The organism is Chitinophaga sp. (genome assembly GCF_039596155.1).
In the GTDB taxonomy this organism is placed as follows: domain Bacteria; phylum Bacteroidota; class Bacteroidia; order Chitinophagales; family Chitinophagaceae; genus Chitinophaga.
In genome coordinates this window covers 1-21,639 of the sequence record NZ_JBCNKF010000033.1, presented here as the reverse complement: position 1 = coordinate 21,639, position 21,639 = coordinate 1, and the positions used below count along the sequence as shown (strand labels likewise).

At 45.0% G+C, this 21,639-nt stretch carries 12 protein-coding genes; 10 read left to right on the top strand and 2 right to left on the bottom strand.

Annotated features, from left to right (window positions below; genetic code table 11):
* Nucleotides 1-42: 42 nt before the first annotated feature.
* On the top strand, nucleotides 43-1,317 hold the full coding sequence (locus ABDW33_RS25580) for an MFS transporter (RefSeq protein WP_343692947.1): 1,275 nt from the start codon (nucleotides 43-45) through the stop codon (nucleotides 1,315-1,317).
* A 450-nt stretch (nucleotides 1,318-1,767) separates the two neighbouring features.
* Here ABDW33_RS25580 and ABDW33_RS25575 read toward each other — a convergent pair whose 3' ends face one another.
* Nucleotides 1,768-1,998, bottom strand: a complete 231-nt coding sequence (locus ABDW33_RS25575; protein WP_343692946.1) for a helix-turn-helix transcriptional regulator — start codon at nucleotides 1,996-1,998, stop codon at nucleotides 1,768-1,770.
* Nucleotides 1,999-2,207: 209 nt separating this feature from the next.
* On the opposite strand from ABDW33_RS25575, the gene ABDW33_RS25570 reads away from it, so the two are divergent.
* Nucleotides 2,208-2,432, top strand: coding sequence for a hypothetical protein (locus ABDW33_RS25570; RefSeq protein WP_343692945.1), 225 nt, complete (start codon nucleotides 2,208-2,210; stop codon nucleotides 2,430-2,432).
* Here ABDW33_RS25570 and ABDW33_RS25565 read toward each other — a convergent pair.
* On the bottom strand, nucleotides 2,413-2,778 hold the full coding sequence (locus ABDW33_RS25565) for a VOC family protein (protein ID WP_343692944.1): 366 nt from the start codon (nucleotides 2,776-2,778) through the stop codon (nucleotides 2,413-2,415). The genes ABDW33_RS25570 and ABDW33_RS25565 overlap by 20 nt on opposite strands.
* A gap of 97 nt (nucleotides 2,779-2,875) precedes the next feature.
* Here ABDW33_RS25565 and ABDW33_RS25560 point away from each other — a divergent pair, with 97 nt between their 5' ends.
* The 8 genes from ABDW33_RS25560 to ABDW33_RS25525 all read left to right on the top strand — a co-directional run bounded on the left by ABDW33_RS25560 (nucleotide 2,876) and on the right by ABDW33_RS25525 (nucleotide 21,504).
* The gene (locus ABDW33_RS25560) at nucleotides 2,876-6,859 is read left to right on the top strand and encodes a two-component regulator propeller domain-containing protein (protein WP_343692943.1); all 3,984 of its coding nucleotides are present in this window, start codon (nucleotides 2,876-2,878) and stop codon (nucleotides 6,857-6,859) included.
* A gap of 129 nt (nucleotides 6,860-6,988) precedes the next feature.
* On the top strand, nucleotides 6,989-10,087 hold the full coding sequence (locus ABDW33_RS25555) for a TonB-dependent receptor (protein WP_343692942.1): 3,099 nt from the start codon (nucleotides 6,989-6,991) through the stop codon (nucleotides 10,085-10,087).
* Between the two features lie 18 nt (nucleotides 10,088-10,105).
* A complete protein-coding gene (locus ABDW33_RS25550) occupies nucleotides 10,106-11,770 on the top strand; it encodes a RagB/SusD family nutrient uptake outer membrane protein (protein ID WP_343692941.1) in 1,665 nt (554 codons plus the stop codon).
* A gap of 177 nt (nucleotides 11,771-11,947) precedes the next feature.
* The gene (locus ABDW33_RS25545) at nucleotides 11,948-13,762 is read left to right on the top strand and encodes a beta-galactosidase family protein (RefSeq protein WP_343692940.1); all 1,815 of its coding nucleotides are present in this window, start codon (nucleotides 11,948-11,950) and stop codon (nucleotides 13,760-13,762) included.
* A gap of 120 nt (nucleotides 13,763-13,882) precedes the next feature.
* Nucleotides 13,883-15,160: a hypothetical protein gene (locus ABDW33_RS25540; RefSeq protein ID WP_343692939.1), complete on the top strand. Its 1,278-nt coding sequence runs from the start codon at nucleotides 13,883-13,885 to the stop codon at nucleotides 15,158-15,160.
* Between the two features lie 5 nt (nucleotides 15,161-15,165).
* Nucleotides 15,166-15,891: a hypothetical protein gene (locus tag ABDW33_RS25535; RefSeq protein WP_343692938.1), complete on the top strand. Its 726-nt coding sequence runs from the start codon at nucleotides 15,166-15,168 to the stop codon at nucleotides 15,889-15,891.
* A gap of 630 nt (nucleotides 15,892-16,521) precedes the next feature.
* Nucleotides 16,522-19,800, top strand: a complete 3,279-nt coding sequence (locus ABDW33_RS25530) for a SusC/RagA family TonB-linked outer membrane protein (protein WP_343692937.1) — start codon at nucleotides 16,522-16,524, stop codon at nucleotides 19,798-19,800.
* 27 nt (nucleotides 19,801-19,827) lie between these two features.
* Complete coding sequence (locus tag ABDW33_RS25525) at nucleotides 19,828-21,504, top strand: RagB/SusD family nutrient uptake outer membrane protein (protein WP_343692936.1); 1,677 nt, start codon at nucleotides 19,828-19,830, stop codon at nucleotides 21,502-21,504.
* Nucleotides 21,505-21,639: the final 135 nt, after the last annotated feature.

Below are 21,639 nucleotides of genomic sequence, written 5' to 3'. Positions count from 1 at the left end.
GTTGTATTTTTGTAAAGTAGCTTTATCAATTTAGTTTAGCATATGAGGATAGTTAGGTCATTTATTTACAATTCATCCATATTTCGTTCACTTAAACACAAGAACTTCAGATTACACTTTACGGGTCAATCCATCTCACTGATAGGTACCTGGATGCAAAGAGTGGCTATTAGCTGGTTAGTGTACAGGATCACGGGCTCTACGTTTTTATTAGGACTGGTGACCTTCCTGAGTTTAATCCCTTCCCTCGTGTTGGCGCCTTATGCGGGCAGCTTTATTGACAGGCATGATAAATACAAGGTTGTGTTCATTACCCAGATCGGGCTGATGGTGCAGGCGGGTATCCTGGCGCTTATTGTCTGGTTGAGTTATTATAATATTATGATGATCGCTACCCTGAGTCTGGCCCAGGGTATTATTAATACGTTTGATACGACAGCCCGCCAGTCGTTGATGGTGGACCTGGTAGATAATAAAGAAGATCTGCCCAATGCGATTGCACTGAACTCTTCCGCCTTTAACGCAGCGAGATTGGTAGGGCCGGCATTTGCTGGTTTTATACTGAGTGCATTTGGTGAGGATATCTGTTTCCTGATTAACTTCCTTAGCTTCTTCGTGGTAATTGGTTGCCTGTTGCAGATGAAACTGAAGGTTGTGCGGCAGGAAAAATCGGAAGAGAACATCTGGGCTGATTTGAAAAAGGGGTATGATTACCTGCGTGAATCACCGGATCTTTCTTCATTGATACTTATGCTGGCAGCTTCGAGTCTGCTGGTGATTCCTTATACAACCTTATTGCCAGCCATTGCAAAAGATGTATTTAATGGGAATGCAACAACGTTTAGCTGGTTTGAAAGTGCTGCGGGATTGGGTGCGTTGTTTGGTGCGATTTACATGGCTATGTTAAGACCGGGTAAGGACCTGAATCAGTTGACTATATTCTCCAGTATCTTATTTGCGGTAGCAGTTATTTGTTTAGGTTTTTCTTCTCATATGTGGGTAGCGTTGATTGCAACAGGTTTTACCGGTGCGGGTTTGATGGTGCAGAACTCTACTATCAATACTTATTTGCAGACACATGCATCATCTGAGATGAGGGCAAGGACATTGAGTTATTACATCATGGCGTACCAGGGTGTGTTGCCGATTGGTAGTTTGGTGATGGGGAGCCTGGCAGAGAGGTTAGGGGTGAGTGCGGTTGTATTTTCAGAGGGTGTTGCCGGTGTGTTGATTGTGATCGGGTTTATTTTGCACCAGCGGAAATTGCATGACGGAGATTGGATGCGGTCGATGAATCCTTTGAGATTCAGGCATTGATGAGATGGTATTGGTGATTAGGTTTTCTTTATTTGAAAATTAAAGTGCAGTGATTTGATTGGCTGATATGAAATGGAGCGGTAATTTAAAAGCAATGCACTAGTAAGAGAAATGTTACTATTCTTTATTGGAAGATTGAAGCGCGGTGATTGGACTGGCTGATATGAAATGGAGCGGTAGTTTAAAAGCAATGCACTAGTAAGAGAAATGTTACTATTCTTTATTGGAAGATTGAAGCGCGGTGATTTGACTGGCTGATATGAAATGGAGCGGTAATTTAAAAGCAATGCACTAGTAAGAGAAATGTTACTATTCTTTATTGGAAGATTGAAGCGCGGTGATTGGACTGGCTGATATGAAATTGAGCGATAACATTCACGTAATTTACCCCTAATAGAATTATCGCTACCTATGACGATTTATTACGCTTCAATAAAAAATTAAATATACTTAAGGGAATGAGATCAGCAACAATTGTGAAGGATGCATATCCAACCCTTTCGCTAATTTGAAAAGTGTTGTAAAACTCAGGTTTTTCTTCCCGTTCTCAATTCTTGAGATATCCCCCTGATTCACACCACTGGTCACTTCCAGGTCTAACAATGTAAGCTGCCTATCCTTCCGGAGTTGCCGGAGATTATTGCCGAATACGGTTAATATTTTTGCCTGTTCAGGAGCCATTATTTTGTGGCGCCAAATTGATGCAATTGCGTAAAATATTTATTGGGCGTTCACCCAAGATTTGAGAAAATGATTTACATTAGGCTTGTTTTTATTGTGAATATTCGAGTGAACTACAATATTTTAATTGGGGTAGTTTCAATTCAGGCATGTTAAGACCAAAACTACACGTATATACCCCATTCCTATATCTCTAATGCGAAATTTTTATGACGGGACGCAAAATTACAATTGATAGCGCTGTTATCTATATGAGAAAGTTGCAGGGCACGGCTCATATGCGTATACGCTACAAGGAAGATGAGTTTTTGTTATTAAGAGAGAAAGGGCAGGCGCCCACATTTGAGACAGCACCCGATTTACCGGCAGCAGCACTGGAGAAAATTATCTGGGCTGTATCACATTATTTCCCGCTTAGGGAGCGGGATAGGTAGACTGGACCAACTCAATTTTTCTGCCGTCGGGATCTGCAACAACGACGGTGTAGCCCCAGGGGGTGTTCGCTCCCGGTGTTACGATAGTTCCACCTGATGATAATATGGATTGCATTATAAGAGCGGGGTTGTCAACTGAAAAGCCAAGCCTGGTACTTGCATCAGGTGACGTTTGAGATTTTAAAAGCGGGTAAATTTCTAAAACAGGTGTCGTTCCTTTGCTGGCGTAATGCATAGGTCCATTGCCATGTTGGTGATATTCAAATTCAAATCCCAAAGCGGTATAGAACCGGGCCTGTTCGTGCAGTTTGTTTGTGCGGATGACGATGAGCGTGCATTGAATCATGCTATAAAGGTAGATGAGAGGAGAGTAGGGCAGACGAAAATCAATATATTTTTTGAAATACTTTCCCTATTTTACATTCCACCAAAACGCGCACGTTATGAAATTGTTTCGGATGGTACTGCCGTTCTGTTGCTGCTTTTTATACAATACGCTGTACGCCAACAACGAACCTATAAAAAACCTGGGTATTGAAAACGGCCTGTCTAACAACGCCGTTATGAACGTATACCAGGACTACAAAGGCTTTATGTGGATCTGTACCTACGATGGCCTCAACCGTTTCGACGGTTACAAGTTCCGCATATTCCGCAATAAGATCGGTGATACCACTTCCCTCAACGATAATGGGAATTTCACCGTAGAAGGCGATTACCTCCACCGCATCTGGCTCGGGGGGCGCAAAGGCATCAGTGTCTTTAATCCTGTCAATGAACAATTCAATACGGCCCGCTTTACTCCCTATGAGCAGACGGCCCCACGCCCGGAAATCGGCGTTATCCACATCATCCGCGCCGGTGATAATGGGAAAACAATCTTAGCGGGTACTGAACGTGACGGGCTCTTACTCTTTCACGATAATGTATATGCCGGTATCCAGATCCCCGTCATACAGGGGACAACTACCATTACCAACTACGAAGTAACCGGAATTGACTTCGATCACAATACGGCTTATGTATTTGTACAGGACGTCGGCCTCTGTAAGTATAATGTACAGACACGCGCCTTATCCGTTATCAATCAAAACTTCCGTCAGGCCAACTGCCTGCGCAGTGATCAGAAAGGTGGCCTGTGGCTGGGTACTGACAACGGCCTCTTTCGATACGACCTCACCAGCAATACTTATTCAGAAAATTATATCCAGTCCCACAACAAAGTAGTAGGCCTGTGCATGGATAAAAATGGCAGCATGTGGGTGGCTTCCGATGGAGCAGGTGTCTTCATCGTTTCTTCGCGTGAGCATATTAATAAGTGTCAATTAAACAGTAATGCCGTTTATGCCGTTTACGAAGACAGGGAAGGTCGTATGTGGATTGGTACTTTAAGAGGTGGCATCAGTATTATAGCGCCCCGGCGAAATCCTTTTGAGCTCTATCGGTTCACTGGTGAGAACAGCGTTTGCAATTTCATCCTTTCTTTCTGCGAAGGCGATAATAACGACGTCTGGATCGGCACGGATGGCGGCGGGCTCAAACACTGGGACCGGTCTCATAATCAATTCACTGCCTTCACCGCCGACGCTGCCAAGCCCAATGCTGTCAGCAGCAATTTTATCACCTGCATCCTCCGCGATGTACAGGATGATATCTGGGTGTCTACCTGGTTCGGAGGTATCAACAGGTATAAGAAAGGGAGCAATTCGTTCGAGCATTTTCAGTGTAATAATCCCATCACCCACGCTTCGGAAAACAATGTATGGGTGGTCTACGAGGATACGCAAAAGCGGATCTGGGCCAGTACTACGAACAATGGTACGCTCTATACGTTTAACAGAACTACCAGCCAGTTTGAACTCTTTGATAACAGTCTTGTCAACATTCAATGCCTGGCAGAAGATGCGCAGGGCCAGCTCTGGGGAGGTAACTACCAGGACCTGATCGCCATAGACCGTGTGCACAAACAACACAGGGTTTTCCACATTGGTTATACCGTTCGCAGTATCCACGAAGACAAAAAAGGGAATTTCTGGGTAGGCACGGATGGTGGCGGGTTATTACAATTCAATAAACAGACCGGCCGCTTTATCCGGTACACCGAAACGGATGGTTTACCGAGTAATGCTATCCTCCGGATACTGGAAGACAACAGCGGGGACCTGTGGCTGAGTACCTTCAACGGGTTGGCGAGGTTCGATCCGACGACAAAAAGCTGCCGTAATTTTTCACAATCTGATGGCTTGCAGAGTAACCAGTTCAGCTACAATGCGGCTTTGAAACTTGGCACGGGGGAATGTATGTTCGGTGGTATCAAGGGCTTCAACGTCTTTTTCCCGGATAGTATCTATGCCCAGAACACGCAGCCCCCGGTATTTCTCACAGGTATCAGGATTAACAATACCCCTGTAGAACAGGAAGGAAAGTACATCTCTAAAAGTGCCCTTGAAAATGTGGAAGAACTCAGGATACCCTATGATAAAGCGGCAATTTCCCTGGACTTCGTGGCACTTGAATACACTTCTCCTGACAAGATCAGCTATGCTTACCGGCTGGAAGGCTGGGATAAACAATGGAACTATGTCGGGGAAGTACGTACCGCTAATTATACCCGCCTCCAGGAAGGCACTTATATCTTCAAGATCAAAGCCACCAATGCGGAAGGGCGCTGGGGAAATGAGATCAGTACCATTCGTATCATCGTATTACCACCCTGGTACAGAAGCTGGTGGGCGTATCTATTATATATGTTGGCAATAGGTGGCCTTTTGTATGTTTTCGTGCGTTACCGCTCCCGGCAGGAACGTTTGCACTATGAAATTCGGCTGGCATACCTGGAAAATGAGAAAGAGAAAGAACTGAATGAGAAGAAGTTGTCATTCTTTACTCATATTTCGCATGAGTTTAGAACTCCTTTAAGCTTGATTATCAATCCTCTTAAGGCATACACCCAGGACCCAGAACTCAGTATTGTCTATAGAAATGCACGCAGACTACTCAGTTTAGTTGATCAGCTACTCTTGTTCAGGAAAGCCGATTCGGGTGGAGATGGATTGAAAATCAGTCGATTGGATATTGTGGAGCGCTGTAAAGAGGCATTTTTGTGTTTTTCTCAGCAGGCAAGGCTCAAAAATATAGACTACCAGTTCGAAGGCGGTCAAAGTCCCATCGAGATGTATGTAGATGATGAGAAAATGGAGGTGGCACTTTTCAATCTCCTGTCCAATGCTTTCAAATTTACCCCTGACGGCGGGAAGATCACGTTTAAGATCCGTGAGTTGTTCACAGAAGTGGAGATTTCCATCCAGGATACGGGGTGTGGTATTCCAGCTTCCACCGGCGACCGCATCTTTGACAAGTTCAGCAGGGTCGGGGGGCGTCAGACAGGTTTTGGAATTGGGCTTTACCTGGTCAAACACTTTATTGAAAGTCATGGTGGTAGCATCACTTACCATAGCCGGCAGGAGGAGGGCACGACTTTCGAGATCCGTTTACGTAAAGGGCTGGGCCACCTGAAAGGCTATGACTTTGCTACGAGCGAACGCTCCGCCATTTTGCAGGAGTTGATGGAAGAAACCGCCCTGCCAGTGAAAAAAGAAGAAAAAATCCAGCCGGAGGAAATGGTCTCTGAAAAGAGATCCCTGCTTTGCATAGACGACAATGCGGATATCAGGGCTTATCTGCGGCAGTTATTTTCTGACCATTATATAATATATGAAGCGGAGAATGGGGATGATGGTTTTATGATGGTGCAGGAACAGCTTCCGGACCTGGTGATCAGTGATGTGCAGATGCCGGGTATGGATGGCCTTGAACTTTGTGCAAAGATCAAAGCTACAGAGGCCCTCAGTCATATTCCAGTGATCCTCCTCACATCGGCCCATGATCTGAAAATCAAGGGAATAGAAGAAGGGGCGGATGATTATATCACGAAACCATTTGACAAGGACCTGTTGCTGGCCAAGGTGCAGACCCTCCTGAAAAACAGGAACCTGCTTCGCCAGTACTTCCTGGACAGCATTACATTACAAAAGAGTACGGTAAAAGTGCCGGCAGCCTACCGGGACTTTCTTAATAACTGCATCAGTATAGTAGAAGCCAACCTGGGAAATGAGGATTTCTCGATTAAGACCTTTACCCAGGCCATTGGTATGAGTCATTCCAGCCTATATAAAAAGGTAAAATCCATTTCCGGGCAGACCATCAATGCCTTTATCCGGTCCATTCGCCTGCGCAAAGCGGCTATGTTGTTACTAAAAGAAGATTATACCATCAACCAGGCTGCTTTCGAGGTAGGCATCGGGGATGTTAAGTACTTCCGGGAGCAGTTTGTAAAACTCTTCGGTATGAACCCTTCCGAATATGTGAAGCGGTATCGTCATTCCTTTAACCAGGATCTTACAATTGTTAAAGAAGGGTTAAACTAACGAATTTACCCCCTCTTTTAAATGATTTACCCCCCTTCTCAAGGGGGGTAAAGTCCCTAATTTGCCCACCATAACCAATCAATGATTAGCTGAAAATCAGCCTTTTACTCATTCAAATAGAATTCCGTTATGAAAAAAGTCTTGCACAGGCACGTGCGGCAGTTGCCCTTGTTTCTGCGACTGTCATTGCTTTTAGTACTCATGTTCCCTGTATTTATTGCACAGGCCCAGGAGGGCAAAATTTCCGGTAAAGTGATTGCCGGGGGGCAACCAGTTCCGGGTGTAACCGTGAAAGTAAAGGGGACCAATCAAGGGGCTGTGACCGATATAAATGGTCACTATGCTGTAACAGCAAAACAGGGAGACACCCTGATTTTTAATCACATGTCTTACACTACTCAGTCAATTGCCGTAGCAGGTCCTACTGTGAATGCAACCCTGAGTGAAGTGACCCAGAATGTGGGTGAAGTAGTGGTAGTAGGTTATGGTACCCAGAAGAAGGAGACTTTAACCGGATCTATCTCCGTCGTAAAAGGTGCGGATATCGTAAAGAGCCCGCAGCCGAACGTATCTAACTCCCTTGCGGGTCGTTTCTCAGGTGTGATTGCCAACAACCGCGCTGGTGAACCGGGTTATGACAACTCCAACATTTACATCAGAGGTCTGGGTACTACGGGTAACAACGATGTACTGGTGGTTGTAGATGGTGTACCTGGTCAGATTGGGGGTTTATCAAGACTGGACCCTAACGATATTGAAAGCATCAGCGTACTGAAAGACGCTTCTGCTGCAGTATATGGTAGCCGTGCGGCAAATGGTGTGATCCTTGTGACCACCAAGAGAGGTAAACTCGGTAAGCCGGTGATCAATTACACCTTCAACCAGGGTTTCTCTTCACCTACCCGTTTGCCAAAGATGGCGGATGCTGCCACTTTCGCTACTATCCAGAATGAAATTGCGTATTATACAAGCCCGGCTGGGGGTATGAACCAGTTTTACAGTGCCGAGCAGATCCAGAAGTATAAAGACGGTTCTGATCCGCTGAACTATCCAAATACAGACTGGCAGAAGGTAGTGTTGAATAAATCAGCTTCACAGCAGCAGCATAACCTGTCTGTATCCGGTGGTACTGACAATGTAAGGTATTACACTTCCCTGGGTATGATTAGCCAGGATGGATTGTACAGACATGGTGCTACCAAGTATGATCAGTATAACTTCCGTTCTAATATCGATGCAGATATCACAAAGCGATTGAAAGTAAGTCTGTACCTGTCAGGCAGAGAAGAAGACCGTAACTACCCGATTACAGGTGCTGGTGATATCTTCCGTGCTATCTACAGGGCGTATCCTACTGTGGCGCCTTATTTCCCTAACGGTTTGCCTACTTATGGCATTGAGGGATCAAACCCTGCATTGCTGGGTACCAGCATTGGTGGTACTACCCGCAATCCTACGCAGGTGTTCAACGGTATCCTGAAAGGCGCCTACCAGATTCCCGGGGTAGAAGGGCTGTCACTGGATGGATTTATGTCTGTAGACAAATCATGGAGTTTCCAGAAGGCATTCAGCAAACCATATGCTGTGTATATCCATGATGCTGCTACTGATACCTATGAGAAGAAAATTCAGGGAGGTTCAAATGGTCTGGCTACTTTGGCGGAAGGGCAGTTGAACAGGGCTATGATCGTGTCCAATATTAAACTGAATTATGCCCGCCAGTTTGGTGCCCACAATATTGCTGCATTTGTGGCATATGAGCAGAGTAAGACATCTCAGGATTCACTGGGTGCTTATCGTCAGAACTATCCATCTACTTCTACACCGGAGTTGTCACAGGGTGGTCCTGCTGCCGCAGATAAGAATAACTCAGGTAATAGTTACAATTTTACCCGTAAGAGTTATTTCGGCAGACTGGCATATAACTATAAAGAAAAATATCTCGTAGAAGCGCAGGCGCGTGTGGATGGTTCTTCAGCTTTCCCTGCGGGGCATCAGTATGGTTTCTTCCCATCTGTATCTGCTGGTTACCGCATTTCACAGGAGCCATTCTTTAAGGATATTAGTTTCATCGATGACCTGAAGCTCCGGGGTTCTTATGGATCATTGGGTAATGACAATATCTCCCTGTTCCAGTACTTTGACAACTACTCTTTCAATAGCCAGTATGTGATAGGCGATGCGGTACATGCGGGTATTGACCTGACCAAGCTTGCTAACCAGGCAGTGACCTGGGAGGTAGCAAAGAAACTGGACGTAGGTCTGAATGCAATTTTCCTGAAGCATTTCAACCTTGAGTTTATTTATTTCCAGCAGAAACGTTCCAAGATCCTTACGCTGCGCAATGCATCTATCCCTGGTTCATCTGGTATCGTGAATCCTAATGGTTCTGATCCGCTTGTACCTGCAGAGAACATTGGCCAGGTGAACAGCGGTGGTATTGAAGCCACACTGGGATATAGCAATGTAACGAATGGTGGTTTCCGCTATGGTATCAACACCAACTTTACTTACGCTAAAAGCAAGATCATTTTCATCGACGAAGCATCTGGTACGCTGCCTTACCAACGTCAGACCGGCATGCCGATGAATACGTCTTTATTATATAATGCAATCGGCATTTTCAGAACACAGGATGATCTGAACAAGTATCCACATCTGGCAAATGCACAACTGGGTGACCTGATCTACGAAGATTACAATAAGGATGGAAAGATAGATGCGAACGACCAGACCAGGACTAAATATGGCAACATTCCTGAAATCACTTATGGTATAGTACTGAATGCTGCGTACAAAGGTTTTGATGCGGCAATGGTATTTGCAGGTCAGACACATGTAAGCCAGTATGTACTGCCAGAATCCGGTACGATCGGTAACTTCTACAGTAGCTGGGCAGATAACCGCTGGAGTCCAACCCACACGAATGGTACTTATCCAAGAGTAGATACGCGTTCATCATCCTCTGTAAATGGTGGTTTGTATGCGAATAACTTCTGGTTGAACAATGCATCATTCCTGCGTTTGAAAAACGTGGAACTGGGTTATACGATCAGTCCCTCCATGCTGAGCAAAGCGAAGATCAGTGCACTGCGTGTGTATGCAAGTGCTTACAACCTGTTTACCATTACTAAAGTGAAAGATTACGATCCGGAAGGAAACAGCAACAGCGGGCAGTTCTATCCGCAACAGCGTATTGTGAACCTGGGCCTGAATGTTAAGTTTTAATTCTGAAAAATTGCAGTCATGAGAAAGATTCAATATTTTTTATACCTTCTTGCCATAGGATTTGTGTCCTGTAAGAAGAACTACCTGGACATTGTGCCCACGGACCGCGTGTCTGATGCTGCGGTACTATCTGATTCCCTTTTATTTGTCGACTATGTGATCAACCGTTATATGGGTGTGAAATTGCAGGACAAAGAAGCAGAGGGTGTGCCTCCGGGATTTGGAAGAGGATTTGAGTATGCAATGTGGAGTTCCCTCACGGATGAATCCATGTATAATAATGATGATAACACCTGGTTGGTACAGCAGGGTTTACTGGCACCTGAGAACACAGGTATCACCGGTACACTGTGGGCCAGGAGTTATCGTAGTATCAGGGAAGTGAACTACGCCCTGAACAATATAGCAGGTGTACCGATGAGTGAAGGGTTGCGGAATAAGCTGAGAGGTGAACTGCACTTTATCCGTGGGTTCCGTTATCATGATCTGATCCGTAACTATGGTGGTGTGGTGATGATGGGTGATAAGGTATATAACCTGACTGATAACCTGAGTGATGCTGCCTTATATACACGTGCTACCCTGCAGGAGTCTATGAACTACGCGATAAAGGAGCTGGATTCAGCGGCTTATTACTTACCGGCTGCGAACAGTGGTGACTGGGCATTGGGCCGTGCAACCAAAGGTGCGGCGCTGGCATTGAAGTCAAGACTGGCACTGTATGCCGCCAGTCCGCTTTACAATGTTGGTTCATGGGCGGATGCTGCGGCTGCTGCAAAAGCAGTCATGGATCTGGGTCAGTATACGATTGATGCTGATTATAGTGGATTATTTAAAAATGCATCCAGCAACGAGATCATCTTCGAGAGACTGTTCGTGATAGGAGCAAGACATACCTGCCTGGAAATTGCCAACGGACCTAATGGGTATGGTGGCTGGGCTGGTAACACACCGTTACAGAACCTGGTAGATGCCTATGAAATGAACAATGGTAAACCTATTACGGATGCAAGTTCCGGTTATAGTGATGCCAAGCCGTATCTCAACAGGGATGCACGTTTTTATGCAACTATCCTGTACAATGGTGCAAGTTATAGAAACAGCACAATTGAAACATTTACACCGGGTGGTAAGGATAGCCAGGATGGTAACTCTAACTGGAATACTTCCAAGACAGGTTATTACCTGAAGAAGTTCATGGACGACAGCAATCCGATCGATAACCCGTGGAATGTGGCAGGGTTGCAGCCATGGATCTATATGCGCTATGCAGAGATCCTGCTGAACTATGCAGAAGCACAGAATGAGGCAGTGGGTCCGGATGCATCAGTATATGCTGCAGTGAACCAGGTGCGTCAGCGTAGTAGTGTGAACCAGCCTGCACTGGCCGCGGGGATGTCACAGGATCAGATGAGAACAGCGATCAGGAGAGAAAGACAAGTGGAACTGGCATTTGAAGAACATCGTTTTTATGATGTGAGAAGGTGGAAGATCGCTACGACTACAGAGAATGTACCGGCTTATGGTATTTCTGTTACCAAAAATGCAGATGGTACATTCACTTATACCAGGAAGACAGCACTGGCAGGACGTTCATTTGCTGATAAGCATTACTGGCTGCCAATACCGAGAGCTGAGATCCTGGCATCCGGCAACAAGCTGACACAGAATACAGGATATTAATAAGTAGGGTGTAGCTATAACCCAGCTACGCTGTCAAAACATCATCAATAGTGCACCAAAAGGGCACTAGTATATCACCTCAATATCCAATCGATATTGAGGTGATATTATGATGAGCCATTAGTGTTCTTGTAATGTACTTATAGAGAAGATGTTTTATTAAAATTTCGATACAGGATGAAAAAATTTAGCGTAGCAATCATCGCCCTGATGGCATTATGGATACAGGGGATGGCGCAGTCTCAACACACATTTGCGTTAGGTGACAGTGCTTTTTTACTGGACGGGCATCCTTTTCAGATGATTTCCGGGGAGATCCATTATCCCCGGGTACCGCGTGAAGCATGGCGCGCCAGGATTAAAATGGCGAAAGCGATGGGATTAAACACGATTGGTACTTATGTATTCTGGAATGTGCATGAACCGGAGAAGGGGCATTATGAGTTCTCAGGTAATAATGACATTGCCGAATTTGTAAAAATTGCCAGGGAAGAGGGAATGTATGTGGTATTGCGTCCAAGTCCTTATGTGTGTGCGGAATGGGAATTTGGTGGCTACCCTTACTGGTTACAAAATGAAAAGGGGCTGGTGGTGAGAAGTAAAGATCCTAATTACCTGGAGGCTTACCGCAACTATATCCATGCGGTGGGTAAGCAGTTAGCCCCCCTGCAGGTGAATCATGGCGGGAATATCCTGATGGTGCAGATAGAAAATGAATATGGTTCTTTCGGTGCTGATAAGGAGTACCTGGATATCAACAGGAAGATGTTCATCGAAGCTGGTTTTGATGGGTTGCTGTTTACCTGTGATCCCGAAGCAGCGATTAAAGATGGTCATTTACCGGGCTTATTACCGGCTATTAACGGACAGGATAACCCTGTGAAGGTAAAGCAACTGATCCGCGAAAATCATGGCGGTAAAGGGCCATTTTATATTGCTGAATGGTATCCTGCCTGGTTTGACTGGTGGGGTACAAAGCATCATACCGTGCCTTACCAGGAATACCTGGGCAGATTGGATAGTGTGTTGAGTGCCGGTATTTCTATTAACATGTATATGTTCCATGGTGGTACTACCCGTGGATTTATGAATGGTGCGAATGCGAATGATCATTCTCCTTATGAGCCGCAGATCAGTAGTTATGATTACGATGCGCCATTGGACGAGGCAGGCAATGCGACGGAGAAATTTATGCAGTTCCGTGCGGTGATTGCAAAGCACCTGCAGCCGGGACAGCAACTGCCTGAAGTACCTGCAAAAAGGGCGGTGATCACGGTGCCTGCTGTGCAGCTGACACAGGCTACTGGTGTGTTCAATTTACTGCCACCAGCCGTGAAGCATCCTACTCCATTAACATTTGAAGATTTGAAACAGGCTTATGGTTTTGTTTTGTATAGAACGACTGTGGACGGCGGTAAATCCGGTGTACTGAAGATCGATGCCCTGAGAGATTATGGAATTGTGTTTGTGAATGGTAAGAGAGTGGGGATACTGGATAGAAGATTAAAGCAGGATAGCTTGCAGGTGACCCTGCCAAAAGGAAAGGTACGACTGGAGATCCTGGTGGAGAACCTGGGAAGGATCAATTTCGGACCTTATTTATTACAGAATAAGAAAGGTATTACATCGCGTGTGGTATTTGGCGGAAAAGAGCTGAAAGGATGGGAAATGTATTCTCTGCCATTTAATACTGTACCTGTTGTGAAAGCAGGAAAATCAGGTGTGAATGAACCGGTACTAAAAGAAGGTAGTTTTAAATTGAATGCAGTGGGCGATACTTACCTGGATATGAGCCAGTGGGGAAAAGGGGTAGTATGGGTAAATGGGCATAACCTGGGTAGATACTGGGAAGTGGGGCCGCAGCAGACAGTATTTGTACCCGCGGAGTGGTTGAAAGCAGGGGAGAATAGTATTGCGGTATTAGAGTTGATAAAACCGGAAGTACAGGTCGTGAAGGGAATAGATCATGCTATTTTGGATGAGGTAAAATAAAAACGTGAAACAATCGGTAACAGGCCCTCCCTTATGGGAGGGCTTTTGTATTTTATATGGTTTGCCCCTGGGTGTAACCTTTTAATATCATGTACCGTTTAAATAAAAAACCTCATCCCCATGTATGTAGCATCAACCAGAATGTTGCCGGCAGCGCTGTTGGCCGTCTATCTCTTTGTCCTAAGCAGTTGTCTCAAAGACAAATGTTCTAACAGCATCCCTTCAAAAGTTTACACGCCTGTTTTTACTTCCCTGGCGTCCATCAGATCGGCTGTGCGAAGTGAGTCGCCCCATGACATTGCATCGCCCGGGAAGATCTACCTCTACGGGAAATACATTTACCTGAACGAACTGAACAAAGGTATCCACGTCATTGACAACACCCAACCTTCTTCTCCGCAAAAGATTGCATTTATTAACATTCCGGGCAATGTAGATCTTGTTATAAAAGATGGCATCATGTACGCGGACAGTTATATCGATCTTGTGGCGCTCGACATAAAGGATCCGCACAATATTCACGAGGTAAAGCGTCTGGAAGGTGTGTTTCCTTACAGGCAATATGAATTCGGCATTGTATCTGATGTGGGGCAGGGTATTATCACGGGGTTTAATGTAAAAGATACCGTACTTACCAACCTTTGCAATAATACAAGCTGGAATGGTGAGTATTTATATACCAGCACTAATAACAGTGTGACGGTCCCGAACAAATCGTCGGCGAATGCCCCTTCTCCCACCGGAAAGGCGGGTTCTTACGCGCGTTTCGGATTGGTGGATAATACCTTGTATACGGTGGCTACCGGCAGTATACAGGTCTTTAGTATACAGTCTCCACAGACGCCTGTGCAGAAGGGTCAACTCAGCGTCAATGCAGAAATTGAAACGATCTTTCCTGCTGGTCAACATCTCTTCCTGGGCACCACTACCGGTATGCTGATCTATGATATCAGTAATCCGGAAGTACCTGCTGCATTAGGACGTTTTGCACATGTACGTGCCTGTGATCCTGTCGTGGTAAATGGCAGCACTGCTTATGTTACGCTTAGGGCGGGTAGTAATTGTGGTGGCATCACCAATGAGCTGGATGTGTTGGATGTAAAAGATGTAACGAATCCTGTGCTGTTGAAAATCTATACCATGAATAGTCCTTTTGGTGTAGGTGTTGATGGGAATAAGCTCTTTGTGTGTGAGGGGCCTGCTGGTTTACGATTTATGGATGCGACAGATCCGTTGAATATCATTACAAAGAGAGCCATTACAGACATCAATGCGTATGATGTGATTCCTAATGATAATATCCTGTTAGTAACAGCCAAAGGTGGTTTTTACCAATATGATTATTCAAATTTGAGTGAACCAGTATTGTTGAGTAAGATCAGCGTTGTCTCTAAATAATCATTATGAAATATATACTGTTGTTATGTGTTGCGTTGCTGGCAATGCAGGGGCTGACTGCACAGCGCAAACTGGATGTATTGTATTTTAAATCCGGGAGTGTGATCAGGGGGCATATTTTTTCGAATGAAAATGGGGTGGTGAAGATGGAGAACAGGGTAAAAGATACCCTGGTGTTTAAAGAGGGGGAGATAGATAGTATAAAGCAGGAGAAAGTATATCCTAGAATCAGCTCCAATGGTTTTTATAATATAGATGAAGGGGGATTGCAGTTATCGGAGAGAAAGGGTTCTGTGTGGAGATGTATAGTCGGATACCGGTTTGCCTATCAGTACCAGGTAGGAGTGGGTATTGGGTTAGATGATTATCAGGCAAGGTCAGTACCGGTGTTTGGCGATTTTCGTTATGATTTCAGTAGGGCGGAGCGGACGTTCTTTTCATATGCAGGAGGCGGGAAGGCTTTCCCATGGCTGACCCGTAAGCAGTGGAGCAGTCAAAATTCAAGAGAGCCGGATAAGAACGTGGCGGGGGCGTATGTGCATGCGGGGCTGGGATATAAGTTCCGATGGCGGTATAATAGTTCGTTTCATATTTCGGCGGGATATTCGCATGCGGCTTTCAAGACCAGGACGTCGATCATAGATTGGCCCACACAGCAGCCGACAGGGAATTTTTCAACGACGGATTATTCCTTTAACAGGTTGACGTTGATGATGGGCGTAACGTTATAAACAATAATAAAATGCTGTTGCCGATGGTAGCAGCATTTTTGCTTTTTGATGTTGGCATATTGCATGGACAGGTAAATTGACAACTGTTTAATAGTAACATCCCGTGTTAGTTACAATTTTATGAACCTTAATACCTTTGGTGCATTTTGTCGTATTGTAAATAATTCTATATTAGAATATTTACTTTTTTTGTTGAAAAAATTATGAAATAATAAACCAGTTGTATATATTTATAACAACAACCAAGATCAGAATCCAAACAACCAAAATCAAAATCAATACTTTTTACCTGGCTGACATTGTGATGAAAACTATTGATGACCGCTGTGAAGACCTTTCTTTTACAGTATTACTATTTAACTTATTGCGAAACAGATGAACAAGTCATTTAACAAAATGGCTGGAATTAAAAGATGAACCGTTTACCGTGAGATTATCTAAATCGTAGTAACCCGTTGCTGTGCTGTCGCGCATACCTCCGCCATTAAGGGTATGCCTGATTTTACTATTATAATTTGTTTATGAAAATATAAGAAACAATGAAAAGACTGCTATGGTGGGCCATGCCGGCAACCCGCTGGTAGCACTGTTTGACCAAAAGGATATCTACTGTCATTTTAAAACACAATTATGAGAATCAAGGGTTTTCTATGCCTTCTGGTACTGATGTGCCATGTCTATACATTTTCATTATTTGCGCAATCAACCAAAGTAACCGGTACCGTTAAAGATGAATCGGGGCAGGCAATTCCAGGGGCCTCAATCAAAATCAAAGGGGGTGGGGGCACTGTCGCTGATGCAAATGGGGCCTTCTCGATCAGCGCCAGTAAGGGACAGAAATTGTTTATCACGGCTGTTGGCTTCGAAACAAAAGAAGTCACTGTAGATGGTGCACCTGTTAATGTACTCCTGGGGAATGACAAAAAGATGTTAACCGAAATTGTTGTCACCGGGACGGGCACGCCCACCAGCAAGAGAAAGCTGGGGATTGCTGTAGAATCTGTTTCGGCCGAAAAACTGGCTGGTGCTTCTACCAGTATTGACCAGGCATTGGTTGGTAAAATTCCAGGTGCACAGATCTCTACTGTGAGTGGTAACCCAAGTGATCCTGTGAATATTCTCCTGAGAGGTGTGAACACCATACAGGGTGGTACCCGGCCGCTCATCATGCTGGACGGTTTGCAGGTAGCTGCGACTGATTTTAATAGTTTAGATCTTGCTAACGTAGAAAGAGTTGAAGTGGTACAAGGTGCCGCTGCTGCTGCAGTATATGGTGCACAGGGGGCGAATGGTGTGATTCAGCTTTTTACTAAAAAAGGGAAAGCTGGCAAAATTGCCGTTAACTATTCCACCAGCTACTCCTTTAATAATTATATCAACAGTGGTGGTGTGACCAAAGCCAACAAACATCCCTGGTTGACTGATGCGAATAATAATGTAATAGATGCCAATGGTACTATTCTTGCCCTTGATCAGTATGGTGATTATTCCGGTATCAGCTATACTTATGGCGGTGCCACCCGTTATGCGATGTTGAATCCTAAGAATGTTGCGGATAAGCCTTACAACATGAACCTGAAATACTATGACCACTTTAAGGAAATGTTCTTAACAGGGAGTACCTGGAATAATGCGATCAGTTTTAGCGGGGGCACGGACAAGTCCGATTTCAACGTCGCTTTTGCGAATAATCATACACTCAGTCCCGTTATGCACAACGGTTATGTAGACCGTACTAACCTTACGGCTAATATCGGTACAGAAATTTTCAAAGGATTCAGTATCCGCTCCACTACACAGGTGATCTACACCAAAAATACACTGACACCGGGTCTCGGGGCTCCGGGTGGTTACCTCTACGGCAGGGGTAACAAGGCAGGCAATGTCGGCAACATCTACAGTTTCTTAAACACTTCTCCTTTCTTCAGTTTAAAGTGGAAAATGGCAGATGGACATTCACCTGCCTTTCAGACTGCCGATTTCTTAAGTATCAATGCCTTCAATCCGTACTATGTACAGGAGTATGCGGATGGACTGGACGACAAGATCGATCTGGTACAAAGCGTGAATGCGAACTACAAGATCAATCACTTCCTGGAACTGGATGCTAAGTATGGCATCAACTACAGAACAGAACGCGCAACATGGACCTACCTTAACCAGACCGGTAATGCGAATGCAGAATACTGGGACACTAAGTCTTATTATTTTGCCACAGACCGCACCGGTGAAATTGATCAGTGGAATTATACCACTACTTTCCAGAACTTCCTGGGTAGTGCTTATTTCAGAACTGATTTTAAGAAAGACTTTGGCTGGAACCTGCCGATCCAGACCACTACACTGGCTTCTTATGATTATCGCCAGCGAAAATACAGGGAGTATGATATCTATGGTTTAGGACTGCCTACAACAGCGCCTATTAACCTTGCTTCTGCTTCCGCGATTTATGTAGCACCGATGTCTACTTCTACTACTGAACCTACCAATGGCGACTACCAGGAGACGTTTGTTACTTTCGGTTACCTCGTTAATCAAAAGATTGATATCGGCGACTGGGCTGGTGTAGCGGGTGGATTCAGAAGTGACTGGTCTTCTACATTTGGCAGTGGCTCCAAGCCATTTACTTTTCCTCATGTGAACGGTTATATTCTCCCTTCTTCCTTTAACTTCTGGCATGGCCTTGAACATGCTATTCCTTACTTCAAGATCCGCTCTGCATATGGTGAAGCGGGTACACAGCCGGGTGTGTTTGACAGGTATCCTACATTGAACCAGGGTGCACTGGGCAGTGGCTTGTATTACTCTAATCCATCTACTGCACAGAATCCAAATCTGAAAGTGGAAGTGTCCAAAGAGTTTGAAATAGGTACCGACTTTTCTGTTGCATTGTTCAACGGAGATTGGTTAAGTGCTGTGAACGGCGCCTTCACTTTCTGGAATCGTAAAGCACAGAATGTGATTTACCGGGTAAGTGCACCATTGTCTTCCGGTGGTACATCTGTATTAACGAATGCCATCGACATGTCTTCAAAAGGTATACAGTTCCAGGTGAACTTACCGGTGTATAAATCGAGGAACTTTTCCTGGGATTTCACTACCAATTTTGGCAAGCAGACTTCTATGATTGACAAGATCAGTGGTGGTGCAGATATTATCCTGACATCTGCGGCGGGTAGTACTGCCCTGACACTGACAGCGGGCCAGAAGATCGGGCAGATCTATGGTTACAAAGCATTGAGAAGTCTGGATGCTGTGAAAGGAGATGGCTCTAAATACATTAACGAGGCGGACAAAGGCAAGTATGAAATAGTGGAAGGCCGTGTGGTAGATACTACTACCAAAGCTATACAGTTTGCCGAAAGCGCGACTGCTTTCGGTGATCCGAACCCTAAATTTAACGCATCATTTATCAACCAGTTCACCTTTAAAGATTTCCTCACATTCTCCTTCCAGTTTGACTGGGTATATGGTAGTCACCTGTACAACCAGACCAAAGAGTGGATGTACCGTGACGGGATAGATGGAGATTTTACCAAACCTGTTACCATCAATGGTAGAACTGCGGCATACACTGCTTACTATGGCAGTGCTTATTCCAGCTCCTGGGGAAGTTTGTATGGCCCGGGTAACAATGCCACCAAGGATTATTTTTATGAAGATGCCTCTTTCCTGCGGCTGAGGAACGTTTCCTTAGGATTTGACCTGGCAAGATTCCTCCATTCACAGAAATTCAACAGACTGCAGGTGATCTTCACAGGCAGAAACCTGCTGACTGTAACGAAGTATAACGGTTTTGATCCTGAGATCAGTTCAGGCGCTGCCAACTCTTCTTTCGACAGGGGTATTGACCATAGCACTATTCCTAACATGAGATCATATCAGGTAGGCTTAAATGTAGGATTCTAAATTTTTATATTAAAAGGGAACATCATCATGAGTAATAATAAATATATCTTATCTCTTGTTTGCAGTTTGCTATTATTAGGTACCGCCTGCAAGAAAGAACTGAATGTGGGCAATCCCAACCTGCCTACGGTAGGGGGGAATGTGAATACAGAATCCGGTTTGATCTCACTGGCAACGGGGGGAGTGTATATCAATGGTTTTAAGACAGGTGACGACTGGCTGGGGGATAGCTATTTTTCTTTACCTTTTGGTTATGCGGAGTTATTGGGGGATGTAGTGGGTGCGCAGGCTTCGAACCAGTTGATCAGTACCATGAGCATTCCGCAGTACTTTATACTTGACGATGGTACTAAGACGGAAACAGGTATTTCCAATCCGTCGCTGATGCGTGCGAATAATACCCGTGCGCAGACAGGGTCTGGTTACAACCCTACTTACTACCAGTGGCTGAATATGTATGCCATGAATAATACGCTGAACCAGGTATTGAGTTTAGTGGATGGCATCACTTTCAGTGGAGATGGTACCAGCCGGGCCAATACCATCAAAGCCTGGTGTTACTGGTGGAAAGGGTATGCCTATGCACAGATCGGGTCCCTGTATTATTCCGGGTTAAGGGTAGATACCTTTGGTGCTACGACTAACCGGTACCTGGTAAAAGACAGCATTATTTCGTTGTCCAATGAATTTCTCAATAAGGCTGCCAACCTGTTAAAGACGGGTATCAGCAGTTCCAGTGATTATTCCGCAGTGCTGACACAGCTGATTCCTTCTTTTTGCCAGGTAGGTCATGGTGGGGTGCTGACAACTGATATGTGGTTAAGGAATATCAACACCCTGTTGGCGAGGAACCTGCTGGTGAATAAACTGGCACCTTTTGTAAATAAGAGCCTGAATGGATCTATTACGACCACATCTACCACACCGATGACGACGGCTGACTGGAATGAGGTGCTGGCGTTGGCTACAGATGGTATCAGGAATGGGGATTTTGTATTCACGGGCAGAAGTGCTGCTGCGAATGGCTTTTTTACAGCATCGGGCGGCACCGCCTCTGTGTTGACGACAGGTGTAAATACATCGACTACTTTCAGGCTGGGAGAGCGGTTTATGCAGAACTTCCATGATGGTGATAAGCGTGTGGCGAACAACTTTGATACGGCTACCAAGTACCTGGATGATTTATCTTTTGGTACAAGGTGGAGCATTATTGATGGTGGTAAAGGGACTTCAGGGGTGTATGTATATGGCAGTACGGCGATAGGTGGTTATGAACAATATATAGCGGGTAGCTATGAAGAGAATGCGCTGATGCTGGCAGAAGCGAATCTGCGTTTGGGTAATACGGAGGCAGGCCTGGCGTATGTAGATGCGGTGAGAGCGTACCAGGGAGCGGGTGTGAGTGTGGTGACAGGAACGGGCTTGTCAGCAGTGAATGCGATGCAGGAGTTGGTGATGGAGAGAAGGGTATCGCTGGTGTTCAGAGGATTGTCATTCTATGATATGCGTCGTTGGGGATGGTCGTATGATATTGGATCAGGTGGAGGTAGTTATGGTAATAACTTCCTGACGGCGGCAGGAAAACTGAATAAGAATGTGACGATCAATTTCAACTTTATGGATTACTGGGATGTGCCGGCGGATGAAGCGGATCTGAATCCGGGAGGAGAGGGAAGTGCGGCGACGAAGAATCCGAATTACTAATGTTTGATAGAGGGTGTCTCATAAGTAAATGAGGCACCCTCTCATTTTTTTGAGTTATATAGCATTTTAAGGGTCGCCCTATATTGATTTTTGGGTAATCGTTTTGAGAAGGAAAGTTTTTCAAATAGATCCCGA